This is a genomic window from Massilia terrae (assembly GCF_024753145.1).
Classification (GTDB): domain Bacteria; phylum Pseudomonadota; class Gammaproteobacteria; order Burkholderiales; family Burkholderiaceae_D; genus Telluria; species Telluria terrae.
The window spans coordinates 708,665-733,680 of the sequence record NZ_JANUGU010000001.1 but is presented as its reverse complement, the minus strand read 5'-3'; the positions used below and the strand labels follow the sequence as shown (position 1 = coordinate 733,680).

The following is a 25,016-nucleotide window of genomic DNA, read 5'->3' as shown; positions in this document are numbered from 1 at the left end:
GACTCCACCGTTGAGTTGTTGTGGATGTCTTTATACGCGGGGATTCTTTAGCGATGCTTAAACACTAATGCGCGCATCAGATCAGGATATCGGATGCCCACTCAGCACCATCCCCACCGCATCCGCCAGCACCATCAGCACCCCGAACCCCAGGCACTTCGCCAGCGCAAGCAGCTTGCGCCCCTGCTCCCTGCTGCGCAGCAGATAGTAAGGAATCCCGATAAACACCAGCAGGATGACGCACACGTTCAACCACGGCGACCGCCGATAGCCCACCACATCGCTATCGCGCCGATACCAGAGAAAGCAAAGGAAGTTGATCGCCAGCGTCAGCGGCGCCGTCAGCGCCAGCGGCAATGACTCGCCGCGCGCGTTGAAAGTAGCGTCCAGCCCGCCAGCTAGCAGCATGACGAGCAGGATTGCGATCAGGATACGTTGTTGAGTCATTCGAAAAACAGCCGGCGCGCGTCAGCACGCCTCCACGCCTCACTTCTGCGATTTGACGATCGTGAGCGCACCCGCGATCAGCGACCCCATGTCGCCCATGTTCGCCGGGACGATCACCGAATTGTTGGTCTTGGCAAGATTCCCGAAGGCAGTCACATATTCCTCCGCCACCCGCAGGTTCACCGCGTCCATGCCGCCCGGCTCGCGGATCGCGCCGCCCACCTGGCGCAGCGCGGTGGCGCTTGCATCGGCCAGCGCGACGATGGCGGCAGCTTCACCCTGTGCGCGGTTGATCGCGGCCTGCTTCTCGCCCTCGGAGCGCGCGATCGCGGCGTTCTTCTCGCCGTCCGCGATATTGATCTGCTCCTGGCGCCGGCCTTCCGACGCCGCGATGCGCGCACGCTTCTCGCGCTCCGCCGTGATCTGCGCCTGCATCGCGTGCAGGATCTCGGCCGGCGGCGTCAGGTCCTTGATCTCATAGCGCAGCACCTTCACGCCCCAGTTCGAAGCCGACTCGTCGATCGCGTTGACGATCGCGGTGTTGATGTGATCGCGCTCTTCAAAGGTCTTGTCCAGCTCCATGCGGCCGATTACCGAGCGCAGCGTGGTCTGCGCCAGCTGCGTGATCGCCTGGATGTAGTTCGACGCGCCGTACGACGCGCGCATCGGATCGGTCACCTGGAAGTACAGGATGCCGTCCACCTGCAGCTGGGTGTTGTCCTTGGTGATGCAGACCTGTGGCGGCACGTCCAGCGGGATCTCTTTCAGCACGTGCTTGTAGGCGATGCGGTCGACGAACGGCACCACGATATTCAGGCCTGGCCCCAGCGTCGCATGGTATTTGCCAAGCCGCTCGACCACCCACGCGTGCTGCTGCGGCACCACGTTGATGGTCTTGATGACGAAGACAAGCGCAATGATGAGGATGACGAGCGCAACTGTTCCGAACATGATGTGTCCTTGTTTTGGATGAATTAGTTTTTCTTATGCATTCGAGACGATCAGACGGCTGCCCTGCACCTCGACGATCTTGAATTCCCCGGCCTGCGGCGTGGCGCCCTGCCCCAGCTCGATGTCCCACAGCGCGCCGCGGTACAGCACGCGCGCCTTGCCGTCCTCCCAGCCCGGCACCTGGACGCGCTGGCCGATGTCCATGTTCACGTTCTGGTCGCGGGCCGAGTTGCTGCGCGCCGGCTTGCCGAAGCGGCTGCGGTGCAGCAGTCCGGTGGCGATCACGCCGACGATGGCGGCCGCGATCGCCTGCAGCGGCCCGGAAAACCCGGCCAGCGCGGCCAGCGCCCCAAAGGCCAGGCCGATCGCGATCATCAGCAAATAGAAAGTGCCCGTGAACAGCTCAAGGATCACCAGCACGCCCGCGGCGACCAGCCAGTTCATCCATTCCTGCATCGCAACCTCCCCCAAGTCGAAACCCGCTCAAAAGACAAAACCCCCGCAACCCGGCCCGGGTAACGAGGGTCCTCGCTACGTTGTAATACGCTTTTTATGGTCTTTTTGTTCAAACAACTTGATGCTGGCAGTGTATCCCTTTTTGGCGGATAGTCAACAGGGTAATTGTTTTTTTGCAAACGAAGCGACCGACGGTAACGGGGCGCGGGTGGGCAGGGTCTCCAAAGCCTGTCCTCGCGATATTCACCAGTTGATCACGTTTAGGCCCGATCTTCATACTCACCGTTCCGAATCGACTACGAATGTGCATTCCCGGATGACGCAATTGGCCGAATTGCCTATGAAATTGAACGATATCCGCACGCTAGTGTCTAAAACTTGTGTCACCTGAAATCGCAACGGTTTCAGTAAAAAACGTCGTCTGGTCGAAGTGAATCGGCGGCAAAGCGTTGTTTTTCGCGTGGAAAACGTGTGTCGTCGTCCGCGAATCGGGCGGCATCGAGAAAGAAGACCATAAATCGAGGACTCCATGAAAACAAACACTGCCAGCCTACCTGTACCCGAGCTAACCCTTCCAATTTCCCTGGAAACCTACCAACAACTTTTAGTCGCCTCTGCCAAAACCGGCTACAGGAAAGAGATCTGGGAGATCGGCGCTGCGGCCATTCACGAGTGGTTAGCGCGAAATGAGCCCGAAGCGTTCGGCCGACCTGTCATCAAGGGGCATCAATGGAAGCAGTTGTTTCTTCCAAATGGCACCTTATTACGGACCAGTTTCAACGGAAAGAATTTTTACAGCCTTGTCGAGGATGACCAGCTAATTTACAAAGGCGCGGTATCGTCACCAAGCCAATTTGCAAATTGTGTGGGAGGCGTACGTCGCAATGCTTGGAAGGTAATCTGGGTGCTTTTTCCAAATACGACATTGTGGAGGACCGCCGTATCGCTTCGTACGCAGCGAACTAAGCGCATGTGAATGGCTCATGACCCAAGCCCCTCGCTCGTTATTCGGAACGAGGGGCACACAGGCCGGGCATCAATTACGCCCTCGCCCCATTCCCCCATTCCTGCATTTCGCTCCACTTTCCCGTCAATTGGTCGCATCAACTCTGGATTGTACGTACGAAAAGTGATACTTTCCGTCCGTTAATTTTTTTGCTTCTTAATCCTCAATCCAGGTAAATATGTCGAGTAACACTGCCGCCAAATTTCCATTCGCTTGCAAGGCCATTCCTGCTGCGATCGCCCTGTTGGTCTTCAGCCTGAGCGCCAACGCGCAAACCTCGCCTGGCAGCGAAAAGCCTGCTGACCCCACCGTCAAACCCGCAATCAAAGCCGATGAGAAAGCCAAGGCAGCGGAGCCGGCGCAGCCGGCAAGCCAGACGACGCCGACCATCACCGTGGTCAGTGAGCGCCAGACCAACCGCGTCGACCGCCAGGTCTACGACATCAAGAACGACGCCAGCACCGCCGGCGCGTCGATCGGCGACGTACTCAACAACGTGCCCTCGGTGAACGTGGACCCGAACGGCACGGTGCGCCTGCGCGGCAGCGAGCGCGTCACGGTGCTGGTCGACGGCAAGCCCACCGCCCAGCTGCAAGGCGACAACCGCGCCGCCGCCATCAATGCCCTGCCGGCCGAGAACTACGAATCGGTGCAGGTGATCAATAACCCTGGCGCCGAATTCGGCAACGAAGCCGGTGGCGGTCCCATCCTGAACCTGATCTCGCGCCGCTACACCAAGCCGGGCGGCAACGGCAGTGTGGCCGGCAACGTCGGCCCCGGCGGCCGACACAACGCCTTTGCCAACGGCAGCTACAGCTCCGGCTACGCATCGGTGAACGGCACCCTGAACGTGCGCCGCGACGGCAACGACACCGATACCGACGAAGAGCGCGACCGCATCGATCCGGTCACCAAGGCCGTCAGCCGCCTGACGCAAGACGTGCACCGCCACGGCATCCAGGACTTCCTGCAGGCCGGCGTGGGCGGCCGCTACAACTACAGCGAGACCGACACCGTCACCGGTTCCGTCTCGTTCAGCAAGCGCGGCAACGACGCGAGCCAGAGCGAACACTTCACCGATTTCCGCACCGGCCAGTCGCCGGTGGTCGATTACTTCACGCGCCGCAAGACCTCGGGCGACGCACTCAACCACGAGTTCGTGACCGGCTGGGAACGCCGCTACCCTACCGATGGCGAGTCGCTCAAGGTCGACCTGCGCCACTCGTCCAACAACAACACCAATGACACCGGCACCGTCTACGAGCCGGTGCTGATGCCCGCCACCGGCGCCCCGACCCTGCGCAACTACGCGCAAAACGGCGAGACCCGGGTCCGCATGACCGACCTGAGCAGCGATTACAGCAGCCCGGTCGGCCCGGGCCTGCTGACCGCCGGCGGCCGCTGGCAGAAGACCAGCCAGACCTTCGACAACCGCTACCTCTTCCTCGACAACGGCAGCCTCGACAGCCGCCGCACCAACCTGTTCCAGCTGGACCAGACCGTGCTGGCCGCCTACGGCACCTACGAGATGCCGATCAACAAGGAGTGGTCCTTCAAGAGCGGCCTGCGGGTCGAGCACACCGACCTCGACCTGAATCAGGTGACGACCGCGATCCAGGCCAGTAACCAGTACACCAACTACCTGCCCAGCCTGTTCCTGACGCACAAGCTGGACCCGAACACCAACCTGCGCCTGTCCTACGCTGACCGCATCTCGCGGCCGAACGCGGGCGACCTGAATCCGTTCGTCAACTACGCCAACGATTACTACGTCAGCTCGGGCAATCCGCGCCTGCACCCGGTCAAGCTGCATTCGCTGGAACTGGGCTACGAGACCAAGATCAAGGGCCTGATGCCGGTCAGCGTGCGCGGCTACCTGCGCCGCGAAGGCGATGTGATCACCGACCGCCGCGTCTTCCTCAACGACAGCCAGCTGCTGACCACGAAGGAAAACCTGGGTGACCGCCGTTCGGGCGGCATCGAGTTCTCGCTCATGGGCATGATCCCGCCGGGCATGAAGGTGTCGGGCTATGCCCTGCCGAACATTCGCTTCATGTTCAACGGTAACTACGGCTTCATCGAGCAGGACAGCGTGAGCACGCTCGGCCTGACGGGCCAGAAGCGCCGCACCCCGTCGCTGCAACTGCAGGGCGGCGGCCAGTGGCAGGTCACCCCGACGGACGTGCTGACCTTCATGACCTTCCACCAGGGCAGGTTGCTGTCGGGCGAGGGTTATCGCGAGCCCTTCGGCATGTTCAACCTGGCGTATGAACACAAGTACAGCCCGCGCCTGTCGCTGAACGTGCGCGCCAACGACCTGCTGCGTTCGACCGACCAGAAGTTCCGCGTCTCGACCGACACCCTGCTCGACCGCACCGACACCCGCGTGCACCAGCGCCGGCTGTACGTCGGCCTGCGCTACACCTTCGGCGGTACAACCGGCAACGATGCGGTGCGCAACGCGCTGCAGTCGGCGGGTGTGAACATGGACAGCGAAGCGGCAAAGAACGCGATGCGCATGGTGCAGAGCCAGCAGCAGATGGAGAAGGATGTGCAAGCCAAGGCGGCCGCGCAAGCCAAGGCGGCTGAAGCGGCGCAACCGGCTCCCGCCGCTGCGCCTGCGAGCTCGCCCGCGCAACCGCAGCAGCAGCCGCCAAGCCAGCAATAAGAGCCTAAGACAGAACGTCGTTTCCGCGCAGGCGGGAACGACGTTCTCGCAATTGCATCTCCCATCGGAGGACTAAGAGCTGCCGTCGTTCCCGCGAACGCGGGAACCCCATTTTGCCGGCGCTTCACCTGCGTTCGATAGTGCCACGGTTCCCGCCTGCGCGGAAACGACGTTCCCTGTTTAGCAGATTCGCCCGGTTGTTTCGGCGCTCGCTAAACATCGTTGGTCGCGGCTCATCGGCATGGCCAATCCTATGGAAAAGTGACAAGATGCCACTACTTCCAGTCCAGGGAATCATCCATGCACTTCTTCCGCACTTCCACGCTTGCACTCCTGCTGCTCTCGACACTGCCCGCCTTCGCGGCAGCCGATGACGAACTCGGCGATTACGTCCCCGAAACCAACCCTCAGGTCATCCGAAAACTGGACCAATGGCAGGATTGGAAATTCGGCTTCATGATGCACTGGGGCGCGTACAGCCAGAAGGGCCTGGTCGAATCGTGGTCGATCTGCTCGGAGGACGTCGATTGGTGCGGGCCGCCGAAGCACAACAAGTTCGCCGCAAAGTATGCCGACGATTACGTGGGATACGTGAAGGCGTACGAGCAACTGCCCACCACCTTCAACCCGGTGAAATTCAATCCGGATGCATGGGCAAAAATCGCCAAGGACGCCGGCACGAAATATGTGGTGTTCACCACCAAGCACCATGACGGTTTCGCGATGTTCGACACCAGGCAGAGCGATTACAAGATCACCGCCGCCAACGTCCCCTTCCACACCAACCCGCGCGCCAACGTGACCAAGGCCGTATTCGATGCCTTCCGCGCCCGGGGTTTCGGCATCGGCGCCTATTTCTCCAAGGCCGATTGGCACAGCGACGATTATTGGTGGCGCCGCTATGCCACGCCGAACCGCTACGTCAATTACGACACGCGCAAATACCCGGAGCGCTGGCAGAACTTCGTCAAGTTCACACACGCCCAGATCGGCGAGCTGACCAGCGGCGCCTACGGCCCAATCGACGTACTCTGGCTCGACGCCGGCTGGGTGCGCAAGCCGCGCGCCACCGATAACAAGGAACTCACCGGGATCGCAGACTTCCGCCCCGGCCCCGAGGACATCGACATGCCCGGCCTGGCCGCACTGGCGCGCAAGCACCAGCCGGGCCTGATCGTGGTGGACCGTGCAGTGGGCGGGCCATACGAGAACTACCGCACGCCGGAGCAGAAGATCCCCGACCAGCCATTGCCGTATCCGTGGGAGACCTGCATGACCTTGGGCGATTCGTGGTCCTGGGTCCCGCATGACAAGTACAAGTCCGCGCGCACTGTGGTGCAGATGCTGGTCGACGTGGTGGCCAAGGGCGGCAACTACCTGCTCAACGTCGGCCCGGATGGCAACGGCGAGTTGCCGCCCGAGGCGGTCGCACGCCTGCATCAGATCGGGCAATGGATGCGCGTGAACGGCGAAGCGATCTACGCCAGCCGCGCCGTTGCGCCTTACAGCGCCGGCAAGTTCCGCTATACCCGGCTGAAAGACGGCACGGTGTACGCCATCTACCTGCCCGCTGATGGCGAAACGTCGTTGCCGTCGACCGTGCGCATCCCCGGCCCTGCTCCGGCCGTCGGAACCGACGTCAAGCTGCTGGGCGACGAGTCCAGCTTGGACTGGCGCCGCGACGGCGACGCCACCGTGGTCGATATTCCCGATGCGACGCGCCAGCATCTCGCCGGCGGTTATGCATGGGCTTTCCGGCTGCCGGGTGCGGCGCCCGCGCTATAAATTGAAAGGCACTGTTTGGAATGGGCACGTCGTTTCCGCGGAAGCGGGATCCCCATTTTGTGTGCGCGCCGACGAACTCCAACGAAGCAATTTGCATGAGAAATGGAATTCCCGCGTGCGCGGGAATGACCGGGCTTATTTCAACACTTAACGGAGACAACACTAAAAAAAACCCTCGCGGCCCGCAGGCGGCGAGGGTTTTTAGCGAAGCCCTGCAGGCTTACATCTTGGCCAGCTTCTGCCAGGTGTCGATCACCGAGTCCGGGTTCAGCGACATCGACTCGATCCCCTCCTCCACCAGCCAGGCTGCGAAGTCAGGATTGTCGGACGGCCCCTGGCCGCAGATGCCGATGTACTTGCCCTGCGCACGGCAGGCCTTGATCGCCATCGACAGCAGCGCCTTGACCGCCGGGTCGCGCTCGTCGAAGTCCTTGGCCAGCAGCTCCATGCCGGAGTCGCGGTCCAGGCCCAGGGTCAGCTGGGTCAGGTCGTTCGAACCGATCGAGAAGCCGTCGAAGTACTGCAGGAACTGCTCGGCCAGGATCGCGTTGGACGGCACTTCGCACATCATGATCAGGCGCAGTCCGTTCTCGCCGCGCTTCAGGCCATTCTTGGCCAGCAGCTCGACGACTTGCTGCGCCTGGCCCAGCGTGCGCACGAAAGGCACCATGATCTCGACGTTGGTCAGGCCCATGTCGTTGCGCACCCGCTTCATCGCGGCGCATTCCATCTCGAACGATTCGGCGAAGTCCGGCGCGATGTAGCGCGCGGCGCCGCGGAAGCCGAGCATCGGGTTCTCTTCATCCGGCTCGTAGCGCGAACCGCCGATCAGCTTCTTGTATTCGTTCGACTTGAAGTCCGACAGGCGCACGATGACCGGTTTCGGCCAGAACGCGGCGCCGATGGTTGCCACGCCTTCGGCCAGCTTGTCGACGTAGAAGGCGCGCGGCGAGGCGTGGCCGCGGGCCACCGACTCCACGGCCTTCTTCAGGTCGGCGTCGATGTTCGGGTACTCCAGGATCGCCTTCGGGTGCACGCCGATGTTGTTGTTGATGATGAACTCAAGGCGCGCCAGGCCGACGCCGCCGTTCGGCACCGACTGGAAATCGAAGGCCAGCTGCGGGTTGCCCACGTTGAGCATGATCTTGGTCTTCAGCGGCGGCAGTTCGCCGCGCGTGACTTCAGTGACTTCGGTTTCGAGCAGTCCGTCGTAGATCTTGCCCTCGTCGCCCTCGGCGCAGGACACGGTCACGAAGTTGCCGTCCTTGAGCGTCTCGGTGGCGTCGCCGCAGCCGACGACGGCCGGCACGCCCAGCTCACGCGCGATGATCGCCGCGTGGCAGGTGCGGCCGCCGCGGTTAGTGACGATGGCCGAGGCGCGCTTCATCACCGGCTCCCAGTTCGGATCGGTCATGTCGGCCACCAGCACGTCTCCCGGCTGCACACGCTCCATCTCCGACGGGTCGTGGATCACGCGCACCGGACCGGCGCCGATCTTCTGTCCGATCGCGCGGCCGGAGGTCAGCACCGTGCCCTTGCCCTTGAGCGCGAAGCGCTGCTGCGCGTCGCCCGCCTTCTGTTGCGACTTCACGGTCTCCGGGCGCGCCTGCAGGATGTACAGCTTGCCGTCGCGGCCGTCCTTGCCCCACTCGATGTCCATCGGGCGGCCGTAGTGGTTCTCGATGATGACCGCGTACTTGGCCAGCTCGATGACTTCCTCGTCCTTCAGCGAATAGCGGTTGCGCAGCTCGACCGGCACATCGACGGTCTTCACCGAACGGCCGGCCTTCGCTTCAGGCGTGAACTCCATCTTGATCAGCTTCGAGCCGAGGTTGCGGCGGATGACCGGGCGTTTGCCCTGCGCCAGCATCGGCTTGTGGACGTAGAACTCGTCCGGGTTGACCGCGCCCTGCACCACGGTCTCGCCCAGGCCGTAGCTGGAGGTGATGAAGACCACGTCCTTGAAGCCCGATTCGGTATCGATGGTGAACATGACGCCGGAAGCGCCCAGGTCCGAACGCACCATGCGCTGCACGCCGGCCGACAGCGCCACTTCGGCGTGGGTGAAGCCCTTGTGCACGCGATACGAGATTGCGCGGTCGTTGTACAGCGAAGCGAACACGTGCTTCATCGCTTCGAGCACGTTGTCGATGCCGACCACGTTGAGGAAGCTCTCCTGCTGGCCCGCGAACGAGGCGTCCGGCAGGTCTTCGGCGGTGGCCGACGAGCGCACTGCGAACGACACTTCGGTGGACGAACCTGCGACCAGGCGATCATAGAAGGCGCGGATTTCCTGCTCCAGGCGCGGCTGGAACGGAGTGGCGACGATCCACTGGCGGATCTCGGCGCCGGCGGCGGCGAGCGAGCGCACGTCGTCGACATTCAGGCCTTCCAGGCGCGCGGCGATGCGGTCGGCCAGCGAGGGGCCGCCATCGACGCTGTGGCTGAGGAAGTCGCGGAAGGCGGTGGCCGTGGTGGCGAAGCCGCCCGGCACGCGCACGCCGGCTTCGGCCAGCTGGCTGATCATCTCGCCGAGGGATGCGTTCTTGCCGCCGACCGATTCGACATCGGTCATGCGCAAGTCCTCGAACGAGGCGACGTAGACATTGCTGCCGCCTACCGCCCGCTCAGGCACCTGGAGTCCTGCATTAGACAAGTTAGTCATGGTAAAACACCTTTTTGATGATGGAAATCTTTCGTGCCCTGGGCGGGACGACGGTGTTTTCTTGTTATTCTTGGCGCCGTGCCGCACAATGCGAAACCGTTGCCGAGCATTTTAACCCGTGCGGGACGGATTCACACCGCACCTGGGTCAGCCATTTTTCCCGCCATCGCAGACCATGAGCACTGAAGCCCCCAATCCTTTCCCGCCGTCAACCAGAACTGTCTTTTTTGTATCGGATGGCACGGGCATCACCGCCGAAACCTTCGGCCACGCCGTGCTGAGCCAGTTCGAGATGCGCTTCCGGCCGGTGCGCCTGCCCTTCATCGACAGCATCGACAAGGCCCACGAGGCGGCGCGCCGCATCAACGACAGCTTTGCGATGGACGGCCAGAACCCGATCGTGTTCTCGACGCTGGTGAAGCCGGAACTGTCGCTGGTGATCCGCCAGTCCAAGGGCATGCACATGGACCTGTTCCAGACCTTCGTGGCGCCGCTGGAGCAGGAGCTGGGCGTGAAGTCGACCCACACCATCGGGCGCATCCACAACGTGGTCGATACCGAGGAATACAAGAACCGCATCGAGGCGATCAACTTCTCGCTGGCGCACGATGACGGGCAGTCGCACAAGAACCTGGCGGAGGCGGACGTGATCCTGGTGGGCGTGTCGCGCTCGGGGAAGACGCCGACCAGCCTGTACCTGGCGATGCAGTATGGTTTGAAGGCGGCGAACTATCCGCTGATCCCGGACGATTTCGAGCGCGGCAGGCTGCCGTCGGCGCTGCCGCAGTTCAAGCACAAGCTGTTCGGGCTGACGATTTCGCCGGAGCGCTTGTCGCAGATCCGCAATGAGCGGCGGGCGGGCAGTAAATACGCCTCGCTGGAGAATTGCAGGTTCGAGGTGAATGAGGCGGAGATGCTGATGCGGCGCGAGGGGATCAGGTGGCTGTCGTCGACCACCAAGTCGATCGAAGAAATCGCCACGACGATTCTGCAAGAGATCAAGCCGGACCGGCGCGAGTATTAATCGTCCGCGAACCCGGCAAATATACAGACCGTCGCTCCCGCGAAGGCGGGAACGACGGTCTGTTTAATCAAGCTTCTAGAAGAAGTGGCGCCAGTCTTCCAGCCACCCTGGGAAATCCTGCGCCTCCATCGGGTTGGCGATGTGGTAGCCCTGCGCGTACGTGCAGCCCAGCCCCTGCAGGAAGTCCCAGTCCTGCCGCGTCTCGACGCCCACCGCCACCGACATGCGGTCCAGGTTGTGCGCCAGGCCCAGGCATGACTTTAGCACCGTGCCCAGCGCCAGCTTCTTCGACGCCCCGTCCACGAAGCTGCGGTCGATCTTCAGCTCCGAGAACGGAATCCGCGCCAGCAGCTGCAGGTTGGAACGACCGGTGCCGTAGTCGTCGATCGCCAGCCCGAAGCCCATCATCCGCAGCCGCACCAGCCGCTCGATGAAGTTCGGGTCGCTGTTCAGCACCGACGATTCCGGCATCTCGAAGGTCACGTAATCCGGCATCAGGCGGTGCCGGTTCAGCGCCGCCGTCATCTGGCGGATGAAGGCCGGATGCGCCAGCGTCTCCGGCGCCAGGTTGATCGAGATGGAGATCGGGATGCCCTTGTCGTGCAGGCTGCGGCAGCGCTCCAGCGACAGCTCGATCATGCTCCAGTCGAGGAAGTCGATGCGGTTGTGTTCTTCCAGCGCGTGGATGAAGCTGGACGGCGACAGCAGTCCGAATTCCGGGTGGCGCCAGCGCGCGAACACTTCCAGGCCCTTGACCTGGCCCGTGGCCAGCTCGATCTTCGGCTGGAAGAACGGCTCGAATTCGCGCCGCTGCAGCGCCGCGCCGATGTCCTTGAAGCTGAAGCGCGGCGCGCTTTCCTCCGCCGGCAGCGGCTGCGGCGGCTGGTAATTTTCCAGCAGCGACTCCAGCTTGCCCGGGTTGACCGGCTTGGTGATCGTCCCAAGCAGCTCGAGTCCATACACCTGGGCCAGCGTCTCGATCGAGAACATCAGGTTGGCAGGCTGCTTGCCGGTCACGATCAGGCGCGTGTGGCAGTCCAGCGTTGCCAGGTTGCGGATCAGCTCCAGCCCGTCCATGCCCTGCAGCTCGAGGTCGATGATGGCGACGTCCGCCGGCGGCGTGAAACCACCCTGGAAATAGCGCAGCGCGGCGTGGCCGTCCGGGACGTCGGTGACCCGGCTCGCGCCAAGTCCCCTGAGCATCTCGATCAGCGCCGTGCGCTGGACGGCGTCAGCTTCCGCAACCAGAAAGTTCAAATGCGCGATATCCATTGATGCTCCAGTATTTCCCTACTGGAAGATTAACCGAAGCCGGTCCAGCCGTCTATCTCCGGGACTGGCGCAATTGCTCGAAAAAACACACCGCGGCGCAGGCGGCCACGTTCAGGGACTCCACCTGGCCCGCATGGGGTACCGCGACGCGGTGCGTAGCGAGGTCCAGCAGCTCCTGCGAGACGCCCTGCCCCTCGTGCCCCAGCACCCAGGCTACCGGCGCGGACAGGTCCAGCTCATACAGCTGTTCGGCCGCATAGCCGCTGGTAGCCAGCACCGGCACGCGCGCGGCCCGCACCAGCGCGGGCAAGTCGGCGTTTTCGAAGATGTCGAGCACGAAGTGCGCACCCATCGCCGCCCGCAGCACCTTGGGCGACCAGCAGAACGCCGTGCCCGGACCGCAGTACACCTGGCGGATGCCGGCCGCGCCCGCGCTGCGCAGGATCGAGCCGACGTTGCCCGGATCCTGCACGCCATCCAGCAGCACCGCCGATTCGGTGATCGCCTCAGGCTGCTGCGGACGCGGGGTCTGGGCCAGGAAGGCGATGTTCACGCCATGCTCGACCTGGCTGATGGCGCCGAACAGGGCTTCCGGGAAGGCCGTGACGTGGGTGTGCAGCTCCTCGCAGCGGCGCACGATGGCCCGCACCTCGGGATTGGAAAGCGCATCTTCGGACACCAGGCAGTGGTCCGGCGCGCCCTTCAGGTCGAGCCAGGCCTGGCACAGGTGCACGCCGTCCAGCAGGCTCTGGCCGGCCTTGCGGCGCGCCTGCGAGCTGGTGGCCAGCTGCTTGAGCTCCTTGTAGAACGCGTTGTCGCGCGAGGTGATGGTCTTCATAGGCCGTCGAACAGGTCCGGTTCGAGCAGCTCGCGCACCGGCGCGAAGGAGCGGCGGTGGATCGCGCACGGGCCGTGCTCGCGCAGGCGCGCCAGGTGCAGCGGCGTCGAGTAGCCCTTGTGCTGGTCGAAACCATACAGCGGATAGGTCTCGTGCAGCGCCACCAGCGCGGCGTCGCGCGCGGTCTTGGCCAGGATCGAGGCGGCCGAGATGGCGTGCACCTTGTCGTCGCCGTCGACGATCGCGTGTGCCTTCACCGCCAGCGGCGGGCAGCGGTTGCCGTCGATGAGGGCGATGGTGGGCAGCATCGACAGCGCCTCCACCGCGCGCCGCATCGCCAGCATGGTGGCGTGCAGGATGTTCAGGCTGTCGATCTCTTCGTGCGAGCACTCGGCGATGGCCCAGGCCAGCGCGAACTCCTTGATCTGCGGCGCCAGCTCGTTCAGGCGCTTCTCGGTCAGCTGCTTGGAGTCCTTCAGTCCCTCGATCGGCCGCTTCGGGTTGAGAATGACCGCGGCCGCGAACACCGGGCCGGCCAATGGTCCCCTGCCCGCTTCGTCCACGCCGCACACGATGTCCTCATCGGTGAAGGGGCGCAGCCGCGGCGGCAGGCCGGGATAGAAATTGATCTTCTTCTTGCTCATCTTATTTGCCGATGACGGCCAACACCGCCTCGGCGCTCTCTTGCGCGCTATTGCGCAGCAGGCTGTGGTGCATGTCGGTGAAGCGCTGCTCGAGCCGCGCGCGGCCAGCCGTGTCCTCCAGCTGGCGCCAGACGGCATCGGCCAGCGCTTCCGGCGTGGCGGCATGCTGCAGGAACTCGGGCACCACGAACTCGCGCGACAGGATGTTCGGCAGGCCGATCCACGGCATATAGCCCATGTGGCGCATGATCTGCCACGACGCCTCCATCACTTTATACGCAATCACCATCGGCTTCTTGAACAGCGCCACCTCCAGTGTGGCGGTGCCGGACGCGACCAGCACAGCGTCGCCGGCCGCGATCGCGGTGTGCGACTGGCCGTCGACAATCTGCAGCGCCACGTCGGCCAGCCCGGCCGTGGCCACCAGCCCGGTGAACGCGGCCTTCTGGCGTTCGCCGGCCATCGGCACCACGAACTTCAGCGACGGGTCGCGCTGCGCGAGCAGGCGCGCGGCGCGCACGAAGGGAACGGTCAGGTATTTGATCTCGGCCATGCGGCTGCCCGGCATCACCGTGACCACCCGTGCATCCGGCGCCAGGCCCAACGCCTGGCGCGCGCCGGCGACATCCGGCCGCAGCGGGATCACCTCGGCCAGCGGATGGCCGATATAGGTCACCGGCACGCCGGCGTCCTTGTAGATCTGCTCCTCGAACGGGAAGATCACCAGCATGTGCGAGACCGCGCGCTGGATCTTCTTGATGCGGCCGCCGCGCCAGGCCCAGATCTGCGGGCTGACGAAGTGCACGGTGGGGATGCCGGCGGCCCTGAGCTGTTCTTCCAGCCCGAGGTTGAAGCCGGGGTAGTCGGCGCCGATGAAGGCGGCCGGGGGATCCAGCAGCAGGCGGTCGCGCAGACGGTTCTGGATACCCTTGATCTCGCGGTAGCGCGGGATCACTTCGAACAGGCCGCGCACGGTGAGCGTATCCATCGGCACGTCCGAGACGAGGCCCTGCTCCATCATGCGCGGGCCGCCGATGCCGTTGAAGTGGACGTTGGGAAGACGGGGACGCAGGCCGGCCATCAGGCGGCCCGCGAGCATGTCGCCGGAGACTTCGCCGGCCACCAGGGCCAGCGAGACGTCAGCGGACGATGCCACGGGTGCTCACACCCAGGAACTCGCGCAGCGCGCGCACGTCGGCGGCCGCGGCCTCGGTCGATTCCGCTTCCTGCTCCTGCAGCGCGGCCTTGGCTTCTTCCAGCGTCAGGCCGGCGCGGTACAGCGACTTGTAGGCCGCGCGGATGCCGTCGATCTGCTCGCGCGTGAAGCCGCGGCGCTTCAGGCCCTCGATATTGATGCCTTTGGCGGCGGCCGGGTTACCGGCCACCATCACAAAGGGCGGCACATCCTGGGTCAGGCTGGTGTACATGCCCACGAAGGCATGCGCGCCGATCTTGCAGAACTGGTGCACGCCGCAGTAGCCCGACAGGATCGCCCAGTCGCCGACTTCGACGTGGCCCGCCAGCTGGGCGTTGTTCGAGAAGATGGTGTTGCTGCCGACCTGGCAGTCGTGCGCCAGGTGCACGTAGGCCGAGATCCAGTTGTCGCTGCCCAGGCGGGTGACGCCCTTGTCCTGCGCGGTGCCCAGGTTGAAGGTGACGAATTCGCGGATCGTGTTGCGGTCGCCGATCTCCAGCCGGGTCGGCTCGCCGTTCCACTTCTTGTCCTGCGGCGCGGCGCCGATCGACGAGAACTGGAAGAACTTGTTGTCGCGGCCGATGGTCGTGTGGCCTTCGATGACCACGTGCGGCCCGACCACCGTGCCCGCGCCGATCCGCACGTTGGGGCCGATGATCGAGTACGGGCCGACTTCGACCGACGGGTCGAGCTCCGCCTTCGGGTCGACGATCGCGGTCTGGTGGATCAGGCTCATTACTGCTGCCCTGCCGGCGCGGGGGCCGCTTGGGTGGCCGATTCGTTGGCGCGGATGGTGCACATCAGTTCCGCTTCCAGCGCGATCTTGCCGTCGACGCTGCCGACCGCCTTGTACTTCCAGATGCCGCGCGCCACGCGCAGGATCTCGACGTCCATCTTCAGCTGGTCGCCCGGCTCCACCGGACGCTTGAAGCGCGCGCCGTCGATGCCGGCGAAGTACACCACCGAGTTCGCGTCCGGCTTCACGTTCATGGTCATGAAGGACAGGATGGCCGCGGTCTGCGCCATCGCCTCGACCATCAGCACGCCCGGCATCACCGGCTTGTGCGGGAAGTGACCGTTGAAGAATTCTTCGTTGACGGTCACGTTCTTGATGGCGGTGATGCGCTTGCCCAGCTCGAAGTCGATCACGCGGTCCACCAGCAGCATCGGGTAGCGGTGCGGCAGGTATTCCTTGATCTGGTTGATGTCGAGGACTTTGCTTTCGGTAGTGGTCATTTGTCTTCTGTGAGTTTTTTGATTGTTTTTTCGAGCGTGCGAATCTTCTCGCGCATCGAGGCCAGGTTGCGCACGATCGCCGCGCTCTTCTCCCACTCGGCGTTCTTCGCCAGCGGATAGAAGCCGGTGTACTGGCCCGCTTCGAGCACCGAGCGCGACACCATGGTGCCCGACGAGATGTGCACGTTGTCCGCGATTTCCAGGTGGCCCAGCACCATCGCCGCGCCGCCGAAAGTGCAGTGCTTGCCGATCCGCGCGCTGCCGGCCACGCCCACGCAGCCCGCCATCGCGGTATGCGCGCCGATGTGGCAGTTGTGGCCGATCTGGATCTGGTTGTCCAGCTTGACGCCCTCCTCGATCACGGTGTCGGCCAGCGCGCCGCGGTCGACCGAGGTGTTGGCGCCGATCTCGACGTCGTCGCCGATCACCACCCGCCCGGTCTGCGGGATCTTGATGTACACGCCCTTCTCGTTGGCGAAGCCGAAGCCGTCGGCCCCGATCACGGCGCCGGACTGGATGACGCCGCGCTTGCCGATGATGCAGCGCGAATGAAACGTCACGTTCGCGAACAGGTGCGTGCCCTCGCCGATCTCCGCTTCGCGCCCGATGTAGCAGCCGGCATCGATGACGGCGCCAGCCTTGATCACCGCGCCCTCTTCCACTGTCGCGTGCGGCCCGATGTGGGCCGAGGGATCGACCTGTGCGCCGCGCGCCACCACCGCGCTCGGGTGGACGCCGGGTTCCGGCACCACGGCGTCGAGCGCCACGAAGTACTGCGCCGCGCGGGCGAAGTAGGCGTAGGGATTGCTGGTGACGATGCGCGCGCCTGCATAGGTGGCGGCCACGGTGGGATCGTCCAGCGGCGACAGGATCAGCGCCGCCGCGTTGCTTTGCGCGGCCAGCGCGCGCAGCTTGCTGTTGGAGAGAAAGCTGATCTGCGATGCCCCTGCGTCTTGCAAGGGCGCGATGCCGGTGACCTCGATGTCCGGGTCACCCGTCAGATGCCCGCCGAAGCGTTCGACCAAATCACCCAGTCGAGTGCCCATACTGCTAATCCTTCAATTCTTCAAATCGTTACTTGTCGAGCAGCTTGAGGATCTTGTCGGTGATGTCCACGCGCGGGCTCGACCAGGCGGTTTCCTGCAGCACCACGTCCAGGTGCTCCTGGGCGGCGATCTGCTCGATCAGTTTGTAGGCTTTCTGCGCGATCGCGGCGCGCTCCTCGTTCTTGCGCTGCAGGAGGTCCTCCTGGAACTCGCGCTGCATGCGCTGCACGTCCTTTTCCATCTCGAACAGCTCGCGCGCACGCTTGGTGCGCTCGAAGTCGGACAGCTTGGGCGCGTCGGCGTCGAACTTCTCGGAGGCGGCCTTGAACTTGCCGACCGCGTCTTCGTTGGCCTTCTGGCGCTTGGAGAACTCGGCCTGGATCTTGGCGTCGGCCGCCTTGGCCATCTTCGACTCGGTCATCAGGCGCTCGGTGACCACTACACCGATGCGGCTGGGCGGCATCGTATCTTCGGCATGCGCCAGCGAGCAGGCGAACAGCGCGGCGATCGCAAGGCTCCGGGGCAGCGAGGCTAGCATAGTTTTCAACATATTCTCCGCAATCGTGAATCAGGACGGGTCCCGCGTCAGAAACCGGTACCCATCTGGAACTGGAAGCGCTCAAGGCGGTCGCCCGGCTTCGCGTTCAAGGGCTTAGCATAACTCAACTTGAGCGGACCGACCGGGGAAATCCACGACAGGCCGATACCGGCCGAGTAGCGCATCTCGTTCAGGCGGATCTTCTGCTTCTCCTGCCAGATCTGGCCGCCGTCGCCGAACACGAACCAGCGCAGGCTGCGGTCCTGGCCGCTGCCGGGGAACGGGAACTGCAGTTCGGCGTTGGCGATCAGGCGCTTGGAGCCGCCCAGCGCGTCGAAGGTGGTCGGGTCGACCACGCCCAGCGACGAGCTCTCGTAGCCGCGCACCGAGCCGATGCCGCCGGCGTAGTAGTTCTTGAAGATCGGGTAGACCTTGCCGCCCAGGCCGTGGCCGTAGTCGGCCTCGCCGCGCAGCGCGAGCGTCATCCAGCGCGTCAGCGGACGATACCACTGGTGCTCGTAGCTCAGGCGGTAGTACTTGGCGTCGCCGAACGGGTCGATCTCGATGTTGGCGCGCTGGAAGCGGCCGGCGGTCGGGGTAACGGCGCTGTCGCGCGAGTCGCGGCCCCAGGCTGCGGTCAGCGGGATCGCGTAGGTGTGGGCCGAGCCTTCGCCGCTGGCCGGGCCGCCATTCTGCATCACCCAGTTCTTGTACACCGCCGGCGAGGTCTGGTCGGTCTCGATGGTGGTGGTCTCGGCGCCGATACCGAAGAACACGGTGTCGACTTCGGAGAACGGCACGCCGAAGGTCATGTTGCCGCCGTGCTGGCGCACGGTGAACATGCCGATGTTGATCGCCGGCGGACGCGAGGTGCGCAGGTAGAGCTGGAACGCGCGCGACACGCCGTCGTCGGTGAAGTACGGGTTGGTCTGCGAGAACGCGATGGTGCGATTGTAGCGGCTGGTGTTCAGCTCCAGGCCGACGGTGTTGCCGCTGCCGGCGAAGTTCTGCTGCTGGATCGCCGCGGTAAAGGTGAACTTCTCGGCCTGCGAGAACGCGCCGCCGATGGTGAAGTTGCCGGTCGGGCGTTCGGTCACTTCCAGGTTGACGTCGACCTGGTCGGAGGTGCCCTGCGATTCCGGGGTGTCGACCTTGACGTCCTTGAAGTAGCCGAGGCGGTCGACGCGGTCGCGCGAGAGCTTGACCTTGTCCGCGTTGTACCACGAGCTTTCGAACTGGCGGAACTCGCGGCGGATCACTTCGTCGCGCGTGGTGGTGTTGCCCGCGATGTTCATGTGGCGCACGTAGGCGCGCTTGCCCGGATCGACGAAGAAGGTGAACGACACCAGGTGCTTGACCGGGTCGGTGATCTCGGCGTTGGCGGTGACGTTGGCGAAGGCGTAGCCGAAGGTGCCCAGGCGCGCCGAGATGCGCTTGATCGATGCTTCCTGCGCGGCGCCGGAATACACCTGGCCCGGGTGCAGCACGATCAGCTTTTTCAGTTCGTCCTCGCGGCCGAAGGTCTCGCCTTCCAGCTTGACGCCGGAGACGGTGTACTTCTCGCCTTCGGTGATGTTGATGGTGAGGTAGATGTCCTTCTTGTCCGGCGTGATCGCGACCTGGGTCGATTCGACGTTGGCGGCCAGGTAGCCGTGGTCCAGGTAGAAGGACTTGATCGCCTCGATGTCGCCGGTGAGCTTGGTCTTGGAGTACTGGTCGGCCTTGGAGTACCAGGTGAACCAGCCAGTGGTGGACAGCTGCAGGATCTCGCGCAGTTCCTTGTCGCTGAAGGCCTTGTTGCCGACGATGTTGATCTGGCGGATCTTGGCGACGTCGCCCTCGTCCACGTTGAACATCACGTTCACGCGGTTGCGCTCGATCGGGGTGACGGTGGTGGTGATCTTGACGCCATACAGGCCGTGCGACAGGTACTGGCGCTTGAGTTCCTGCTCGGCGCGGTCGACCGACGCCTTGTCGAAGATCTTGGTCTCGCCGACGCCGATTTCCTTCAGCGCCTTGACCAGCATGTCCTTCTCGAATTCCTTGGTGCCGGTGAAGTCCACCGAGGCGATGGCCGGACGTTCCTCGACCAGCACCACCAGCACGCCGTTTTCCTCTTCCAGGCGGATGTCCTTGAAGAAGCCGGTGGCGTACAGCGCCTTGATGGCGGCGGTGGCCTTGTCGTCGTTGAAGGTCTCGCCCACACGCACCGGCAGGTAGCTGAACACGGTGCCTGCCTCGGTCCGCTGGATGCCTTCGACCCGGATGTCCTTGACCACGAACGGGGTGACGGCCCACGCCGGCGCGGCACATACGGCCAGCACGGCGGCGCCAATGAGGCTGCGGCGGATGAACGGCAAGGCAAAACGATCAGGTTGTAATTTCATTGGCTCTCAGTGGATACAATCTCATTTTGGACAAACGTACGTATTCTCAGCCCCGTGCTTGGTCTGGCTTTTTTCAAAGCAGCCGCACCAGGTCATTGAAGACGGCGAGCGCCATCAGCATGAACAGCAGGCCTACCCCGGCGCGCTGGGCGATCTCTCCGATCCGCGCGGGCAAGGGGCGCCCTGTCAAAACTTCCACCGCATAATACAGCAAATGGCCCCCATCCAGAACGGGAATTGGTAACAGATTCATTACACCGAGGCTGATGCTGATGAAGGCGACGAAGCGCAGGAACACCGCCAATCCGGCATGCGCGCTTTGGCCGGCGGCGTCGGCGATGGTGATCGGGCCGGCCACGTTTTTGACCGAGACCTCCCCGATGATCATCTTGCCGATCATCTTGAGCATCATCGTGCCCTGGTCCCAGGCCACGCGCGCGGCGATCCCGACTGCCGGCAGCGGGGCCGAGACCACGTTCACCAGCTCGGGCTGGGCGCCGACGGCGGCCTTGATCATGCCGCGGCCGGTGGCCTGGTCGAGCGTCGGGCTGACCGGTATATGCATCTGCTGGCCGGCGCGGGTCACGCTGAAATCGAGCACGCGGCCGGCGTTGGCGCTGACGGTCTTGGTGAGCGCGATCCAGTCGGGGACCGGCTTGCCGTCGATCGCGGTCACCAGGTCGCCCTTCTTCAGGCCGGCGCGCGCGCCGGCGCCGCCCGCCATCACTTCGCCGAGCAGGGCCGGCGGGCGCCACATGTCCATGCCGAGGGCGTTCATCACGTCGCCGTCGACATCCAGCTTGGCCATGGCGGCCGCCGGGATCACGGCGCGGTAGCTGCCGCCCGAGGCGCCGCGCAGTTCGAGGTCGGCTTCGCGCTTGTCGACCGCCGCGCCCAGCACCTGCAGGCGCAGCTCCGGCCACGAACGCACCGGGTCACCGTTGATCGCGGTGACCACGTCGCCGCCGCGGATCCCGGCCTGCCAGGCGGCGCTGGTGGCAGCGCCCGGGGCCAGCCGCGCCGAGGGTTCCTCCACGCCGTGCATGAACAGGCCGGCCAGCACCGCGATCGCCAGGATGAAGTTGGCGATCGGGCCGGCGGCGATGATCGCGATCCGCTTCCATACGTTCTGCGAGGTGAATTCGCGATCCAGCTCGCTGTCGTCGGCCGGCGCGGTGGACGGGTCGCGCTTGTCCAGCATCTTGACGTAGCCGCCGATCGGCAGCGCCGACAGCGCCCACTCGGTCTGGTCGCGGCCGAAGCGGCGCGCCCAGACGATCTTGCCCATCCCGACCGAGAAGCGCAGCACCTTGACGCCGCATAGGCGGGCCACGATGTAGTGGCCGAATTCGTGGAACACCACCAGCGGCCCGAGGGCCAGCAGGAAGGCCAGCACCGTGTAGATGAAGTTCATGGCATCAGGCCCCGGAGATGGCCGCCACGATCTCGCCCGCGGCCTGGCGCGCGCGCCCGTCCTGCTCCATCACCGCCTCGATCGAGGTGGCGGCGCCGTGCGGCAGCGTGTCCATCACGCGGCCGATCACGCGGTCGATGTCGCGGAAACCGATGCGGCGGTCGAGGAAGGCCTGCACCGCGACCTCGTTGGCCGCGTTCAGCAGGGCCGGCGCGGTGCCGCCGTCGCGCAGCGCCTCGAAGGCCAGCGCCAGGCAGGGGAAGCGCTGGAAGTCGGGGCGGTGGAACTGCAGCGAGGCCATCCGGGTCAGGTCGAGCTGGCCGACGCCGGACTCGATCCGCTCCGGGAAGGCCAGCGCGTGCGCGATCGGGGTGCGCATGTCCGGGTTGCCCAGCTGGGCCACCACGGAGCCGTCGACGTAGGACACCATCGAGTGGATCACGCTTTGCGGGTGGATCACGACCTCGATCATCTCGGCCGGCGCGCCGAACAGCCAGTGCGCCTCGATCACTTCGAGACCCTTGTTCATCATGGTCGCGGAATCGACCGAGATCTTGCGGCCCATGACCCAGTTCGGGTGCTTGCAGGCTTCCTCGGGCGTGACGTCCTCCAGCGTCTCGACGGCGCGCTGCAGGAAGGGGCCGCCGGATGCCGTCAGCAGGATGCGCGCGACGCCGGAGTCAAGCGGCTTGCGTCCGTACGACTCGGGCAGCGACTGGAAGATCGCATTGTGCTCGCTGTCGATCGGCAGCAGCGTGGCCTTGTGCTCCTTGACCGCGTCCATGAACAGCTGGCCGGACATCACCAGCGCTTCCTTGTTCGCGAGCAGGACCTTCTTGCCCGCGCGAGCGGCGGCGATGGTGGGCGCGAGGCCGGCGCCGCCGACAATGGCGGCCATCACGGTGTCGGTGGCGTCGCTGCTGGCGACGTCGCACAGGGCCTGCTCGCCGTATTCGACCGACACCGGCAGATCGGCGAGCAGCTGCGACAGGCGCTGCGCCGCTTCGGCGGTGCCGACCACGGCGCGCGCCGGGCGGAAGGCGCGGCATTGGGCGGCCAGTTCATCGACCCGGCTGTGGGCGGTCAGGGCATAAACCTGGTACTTCCCGGGATGGCGCGCGAGCACGTCGAGCGTCGAGGCGCCGATGGAACCGGTGGCGCCAAGGATGGTGATGCGTTGCATGGTGAAGCTCCTCTTAGAGCCAGGCGCCGATCAACGCCGCCAGTGGCAATACCGGAATCAACGCGTCGATCCGGTCCAGCACCCCGCCATGGCCTGGCAGCAGCTTGCTGCTGTCCTTCATGCCGGCGCGGCGCTTGAGCTGCGATTCGAACAGGTCGCCGACGATGCTGGCGGCGACGATGAGCACCAGGCTCGCGACCAGCGCGGCCCAGCCAAACCGGCCCTGCATGCGGGCGGCGAAGGTGTCGGCCATGGTCTGGCCGCCGAACAGCACCGACAGCGAGGCGATCAGCAGCACGGCGATGCCGCCGCCGATCGCGCCTTCCCAGGACTTGCCCGGCGAGATGGACGGCGCCAGCTTGCGCTTGCCGAAGGCCTTGCCGGCGAAGTAGGCGCCGATGTCGGCGACCCACACCAGCGCCATTACCGACAGCAGGTACAGCGGCGAATGCTGGAACAGCTGGACGATGGCGGCGAAGCAGCCGACGATGGCGACCGCGTAGGTAATCGACAGCAGCATATTGCCACCCTGCCCCAGCGGCGGCAGGCCGATCTTGAGCGAGGGCGCCAGCCGCAACAGCCAGATCAGGGCGCTGAGCGCGAACCAGAACGTCAGGTTGCCGGCCCCGTGCACGAAGAAAGCCCAGGCGAAGGTGGCGGTCCAGACCGCGGACACCACCACCGCGCCCTTCGATTCCGGGTTGAACAGGCGGAAGGCTTCCCACACCGCCGCGCCGAAGGCCACCGTCACCACGACGGCGAAGGCGGTGGTGTTGTTGAAATACAGGATCGGCAGCAATACCGCCAGCAGCACGACCGCCGTGATGACCCGGGTTTTCAGCATCAGCTTTTCTTTGCCACTTGATCGCCGGTGCGGCCGAAACGGCGCTCGCGGCTCTGGTAGGACGCGATCGCCGCGTCGAGCGACTGGCTGTCGAAATCGGGCCAGAAGGTGTCGGTGAAGTGCAGCTCCGAATACGCGAGCTGCCACAGCAGGAAGTTGGAGATGCGCTCCTCGCCGCCGGTGCGGATGAACAGGTCGGGCTCGGGCGCGTAGGCCATCGCCAGGTGCTCGGCCAGCATCTCCTCGGTGAACTCGGTGAGGCCGGGGTTGGCCGCCACCATCTTGGCGGTGGCCTGCATGATGTCCCAGCGGCCGCCGTAGTTGGCGCACACGGTCAGCGTGAGGCGCGTGTTGTTGGCGGTCTTGCGCATCGCGTTGGCGATCATGTCCTGCAGCTTGGGGTCGAAGCGCGACAGGTCGCCCACCACCTTCAGGCAGATGTCGTTGGCATGCATCTTCGACACCTCGCGCTCGAGCGCGGTGACGAACAGGCGCATCAGCAGCGAGACTTCCTCCTGCGGGCGGCGCCAGTTTTCGGACGAGAACGCGAACAGGGTCAGGTATTCGATGCCGCGCTCGACACAGGCTTCGACGCAGCCGCGCACGGCCTCGACGCCCTTGACGTGGCCGGCCACGCGCGGCAGCAGGCGCTTGGTGGCCCAGCGGCCATTGCCGTCCATGATGATGGCGACGTGGCGCGGTACCTTGGGCACTTCGGGAACTGCGGTCGTCGAACTCTTATAAATCATAAAGCGGGACCTGGAATCACTACAAAACAAAAAGGGCAAACCGGCCTGGCCTCTACTGGCCCAGGCCGGTTTGGCGCGGGCGCCCGCGGGCGCCACCGGTCAGACGGTGAGGACTTCTTTTTCTTTCTCGGCCACGAGCTTGTCGATGTCGGCGACGAACTTGTCGGTCAGCTTCTGGATCTCGTCGGCCGAACGGCGCTCGTCGTCTTCCGATGCGGTCTTGTCCTTGACCATTTTCTTGACCTGTTCGTTGGCATCGCGGCGGATGTTGCGCACGGCGATCTTGGCGTCTTCCGCTTCCGACTTGCACAGCTTGACCATCTCCTTGCGACGCTCTTCGGTCAGGGCCGGGGTCGGCACGCGGATCATCTCGCCGAACGAGGACGGGTTCAGGCCGAGGTCGGATTCGCGGATGGCCTTCTCGATGGCGGCCAGCATTTTCTTTTCCCACGGCTGCACGCCGATGGTGCGCGCATCGATCAGGGTCAGGTTGGCCACCTGCGGCAGCGCGGTCGGCGAGCCGTAGTAGTCGACCATCACGTGGTCGAGGATGCCGGTGTGGGCGCGGCCGGTACGGACCTTCGCCAGGTCGGCCTTCAGGGTCTCGATCGACTTGATCATGCGATCCTGGGCGTTCTTCTTAACGTCAGCTAAGGACATGCTGCTCT

The 25,016-nt window shown here is 64.6% G+C and carries 22 protein-coding genes; 4 read left to right on the top strand and 18 right to left on the bottom strand.

The features are described from left to right. Positions 1–81: 81 nt before the first annotated feature. The 3 genes from NX778_RS03360 to NX778_RS03350 are packed head-to-tail and all read right to left on the bottom strand — an operon-like array spanning position 82 to position 1,854. Positions 82–447: a hypothetical protein gene (locus tag NX778_RS03360; protein WP_258810255.1), complete on the bottom strand. Its 366-nt coding sequence runs from the start codon at positions 445–447 to the stop codon at positions 82–84. 39 nt (positions 448–486) lie between these two features. Beyond that, positions 487–1,398: an SPFH domain-containing protein gene (locus NX778_RS03355; protein ID WP_258810254.1), complete on the bottom strand. Its 912-nt coding sequence runs from the start codon at positions 1,396–1,398 to the stop codon at positions 487–489. A 33-nt stretch (positions 1,399–1,431) separates the two neighbouring features. Continuing rightward, entirely contained in the window at positions 1,432–1,854 is a 423-nt protein-coding gene (locus tag NX778_RS03350) for an NfeD family protein (protein ID WP_258810253.1), read from the bottom strand. Positions 1,855–2,383: 529 nt separating this feature from the next. Here NX778_RS03350 and NX778_RS03345 point away from each other — a divergent pair. The 3 genes from NX778_RS03345 to NX778_RS03335 all read left to right on the top strand — a co-directional run bounded on the left by NX778_RS03345 (position 2,384) and on the right by NX778_RS03335 (position 7,313). Next, positions 2,384–2,830 (top strand): hypothetical protein, encoded by a 447-nt coding sequence (locus NX778_RS03345; RefSeq protein WP_258810252.1) that lies wholly within the window; start codon positions 2,384–2,386, stop codon positions 2,828–2,830. Between the two features lie 208 nt (positions 2,831–3,038). Beyond that, a complete protein-coding gene (locus NX778_RS03340; RefSeq protein ID WP_258810251.1) occupies positions 3,039–5,528 on the top strand; it encodes a TonB-dependent receptor domain-containing protein in 2,490 nt (829 codons plus the stop codon). Positions 5,529–5,828: 300 nt separating this feature from the next. Then, the gene (locus tag NX778_RS03335) at positions 5,829–7,313 is read left to right on the top strand and encodes an alpha-L-fucosidase (protein WP_258810250.1); all 1,485 of its coding nucleotides are present in this window, start codon (positions 5,829–5,831) and stop codon (positions 7,311–7,313) included. Positions 7,314–7,533: 220 nt separating this feature from the next. On the opposite strand, the gene ppsA is transcribed toward NX778_RS03335, so the two are convergent. Further along, on the bottom strand, positions 7,534–9,978 hold the full coding sequence (gene ppsA, locus NX778_RS03330) for a phosphoenolpyruvate synthase (RefSeq protein WP_370661303.1): 2,445 nt from the start codon (positions 9,976–9,978) through the stop codon (positions 7,534–7,536). A 175-nt stretch (positions 9,979–10,153) separates the two neighbouring features. Between ppsA and ppsR the strand changes: the two genes are divergently transcribed. Then, the gene (gene ppsR / locus NX778_RS03325; RefSeq protein ID WP_258810249.1) at positions 10,154–11,002 is read left to right on the top strand and encodes a posphoenolpyruvate synthetase regulatory kinase/phosphorylase PpsR; all 849 of its coding nucleotides are present in this window, start codon (positions 10,154–10,156) and stop codon (positions 11,000–11,002) included. Between the two features lie 75 nt (positions 11,003–11,077). On the opposite strand, the gene NX778_RS03320 is transcribed toward ppsR, so the two are convergent. The 14 genes from NX778_RS03320 to frr form a co-directional block, all read right to left on the bottom strand. Next, entirely contained in the window at positions 11,078–12,274 is a 1,197-nt protein-coding gene (locus NX778_RS03320) for an EAL domain-containing response regulator (RefSeq protein ID WP_258810248.1), read from the bottom strand. 52 nt (positions 12,275–12,326) lie between these two features. Then, a complete protein-coding gene (locus NX778_RS03315) occupies positions 12,327–13,112 on the bottom strand; it encodes a TrmH family RNA methyltransferase (RefSeq protein ID WP_258810247.1) in 786 nt (261 codons plus the stop codon). After that, positions 13,109–13,756 carry a ribonuclease HII gene (gene rnhB / locus NX778_RS03310; protein WP_258810246.1) on the bottom strand — a complete coding sequence of 216 codons (648 nt, stop codon included), beginning with the start codon at positions 13,754–13,756 and terminating at the stop codon, positions 13,109–13,111. The genes NX778_RS03315 and rnhB overlap by 4 nt, the downstream gene beginning before the upstream one ends. Position 13,757: 1 nt before the next feature. After that, positions 13,758–14,912, bottom strand: coding sequence for a lipid-A-disaccharide synthase (gene lpxB, locus NX778_RS03305; RefSeq protein ID WP_370661302.1), 1,155 nt, complete (start codon positions 14,910–14,912; stop codon positions 13,758–13,760). After that, positions 14,896–15,687: an acyl-ACP--UDP-N-acetylglucosamine O-acyltransferase gene (lpxA, locus tag NX778_RS03300; protein WP_258810245.1), complete on the bottom strand. Its 792-nt coding sequence runs from the start codon at positions 15,685–15,687 to the stop codon at positions 14,896–14,898. The genes lpxB and lpxA overlap by 17 nt, the downstream gene beginning before the upstream one ends. Then, positions 15,687–16,187: a 3-hydroxyacyl-ACP dehydratase FabZ gene (gene fabZ / locus NX778_RS03295; RefSeq protein ID WP_258810244.1), complete on the bottom strand. Its 501-nt coding sequence runs from the start codon at positions 16,185–16,187 to the stop codon at positions 15,687–15,689. The genes lpxA and fabZ overlap by 1 nt, the downstream gene beginning before the upstream one ends. Beyond that, positions 16,184–17,233 carry a UDP-3-O-(3-hydroxymyristoyl)glucosamine N-acyltransferase gene (gene lpxD, locus NX778_RS03290; RefSeq protein ID WP_258810243.1) on the bottom strand — a complete coding sequence of 350 codons (1,050 nt, stop codon included), beginning with the start codon at positions 17,231–17,233 and terminating at the stop codon, positions 16,184–16,186. Before lpxD ends, fabZ begins: the two co-directional genes overlap by 4 nt. A 28-nt stretch (positions 17,234–17,261) precedes the next feature. Next, entirely contained in the window at positions 17,262–17,783 is a 522-nt protein-coding gene (locus NX778_RS03285; protein WP_258810242.1) for an OmpH/Skp family outer membrane protein, read from the bottom strand. Positions 17,784–17,818: 35 nt separating this feature from the next. After that, on the bottom strand, positions 17,819–20,158 hold the full coding sequence (bamA, locus tag NX778_RS03280; protein ID WP_258810241.1) for an outer membrane protein assembly factor BamA: 2,340 nt from the start codon (positions 20,156–20,158) through the stop codon (positions 17,819–17,821). A gap of 73 nt (positions 20,159–20,231) precedes the next feature. Further along, a complete protein-coding gene (rseP, locus tag NX778_RS03275; protein WP_258810240.1) occupies positions 20,232–21,572 on the bottom strand; it encodes an RIP metalloprotease RseP in 1,341 nt (446 codons plus the stop codon). Between the two features lie 4 nt (positions 21,573–21,576). Beyond that, complete coding sequence (gene ispC, locus NX778_RS03270) at positions 21,577–22,755, bottom strand: 1-deoxy-D-xylulose-5-phosphate reductoisomerase (protein ID WP_258810239.1); 1,179 nt, start codon at positions 22,753–22,755, stop codon at positions 21,577–21,579. Between the two features lie 13 nt (positions 22,756–22,768). Then, a complete protein-coding gene (locus NX778_RS03265) occupies positions 22,769–23,599 on the bottom strand; it encodes a phosphatidate cytidylyltransferase (RefSeq protein WP_258810238.1) in 831 nt (276 codons plus the stop codon). Further along, entirely contained in the window at positions 23,599–24,348 is a 750-nt protein-coding gene (uppS, locus tag NX778_RS03260) for a polyprenyl diphosphate synthase (RefSeq protein ID WP_258810237.1), read from the bottom strand. The genes NX778_RS03265 and uppS overlap by 1 nt, the downstream gene beginning before the upstream one ends. Positions 24,349–24,447: 99 nt before the next feature. After that, positions 24,448–25,008 carry a ribosome recycling factor gene (frr, locus tag NX778_RS03255; RefSeq protein ID WP_258810236.1) on the bottom strand — a complete coding sequence of 187 codons (561 nt, stop codon included), beginning with the start codon at positions 25,006–25,008 and terminating at the stop codon, positions 24,448–24,450. Positions 25,009–25,016: the final 8 nt, after the last annotated feature.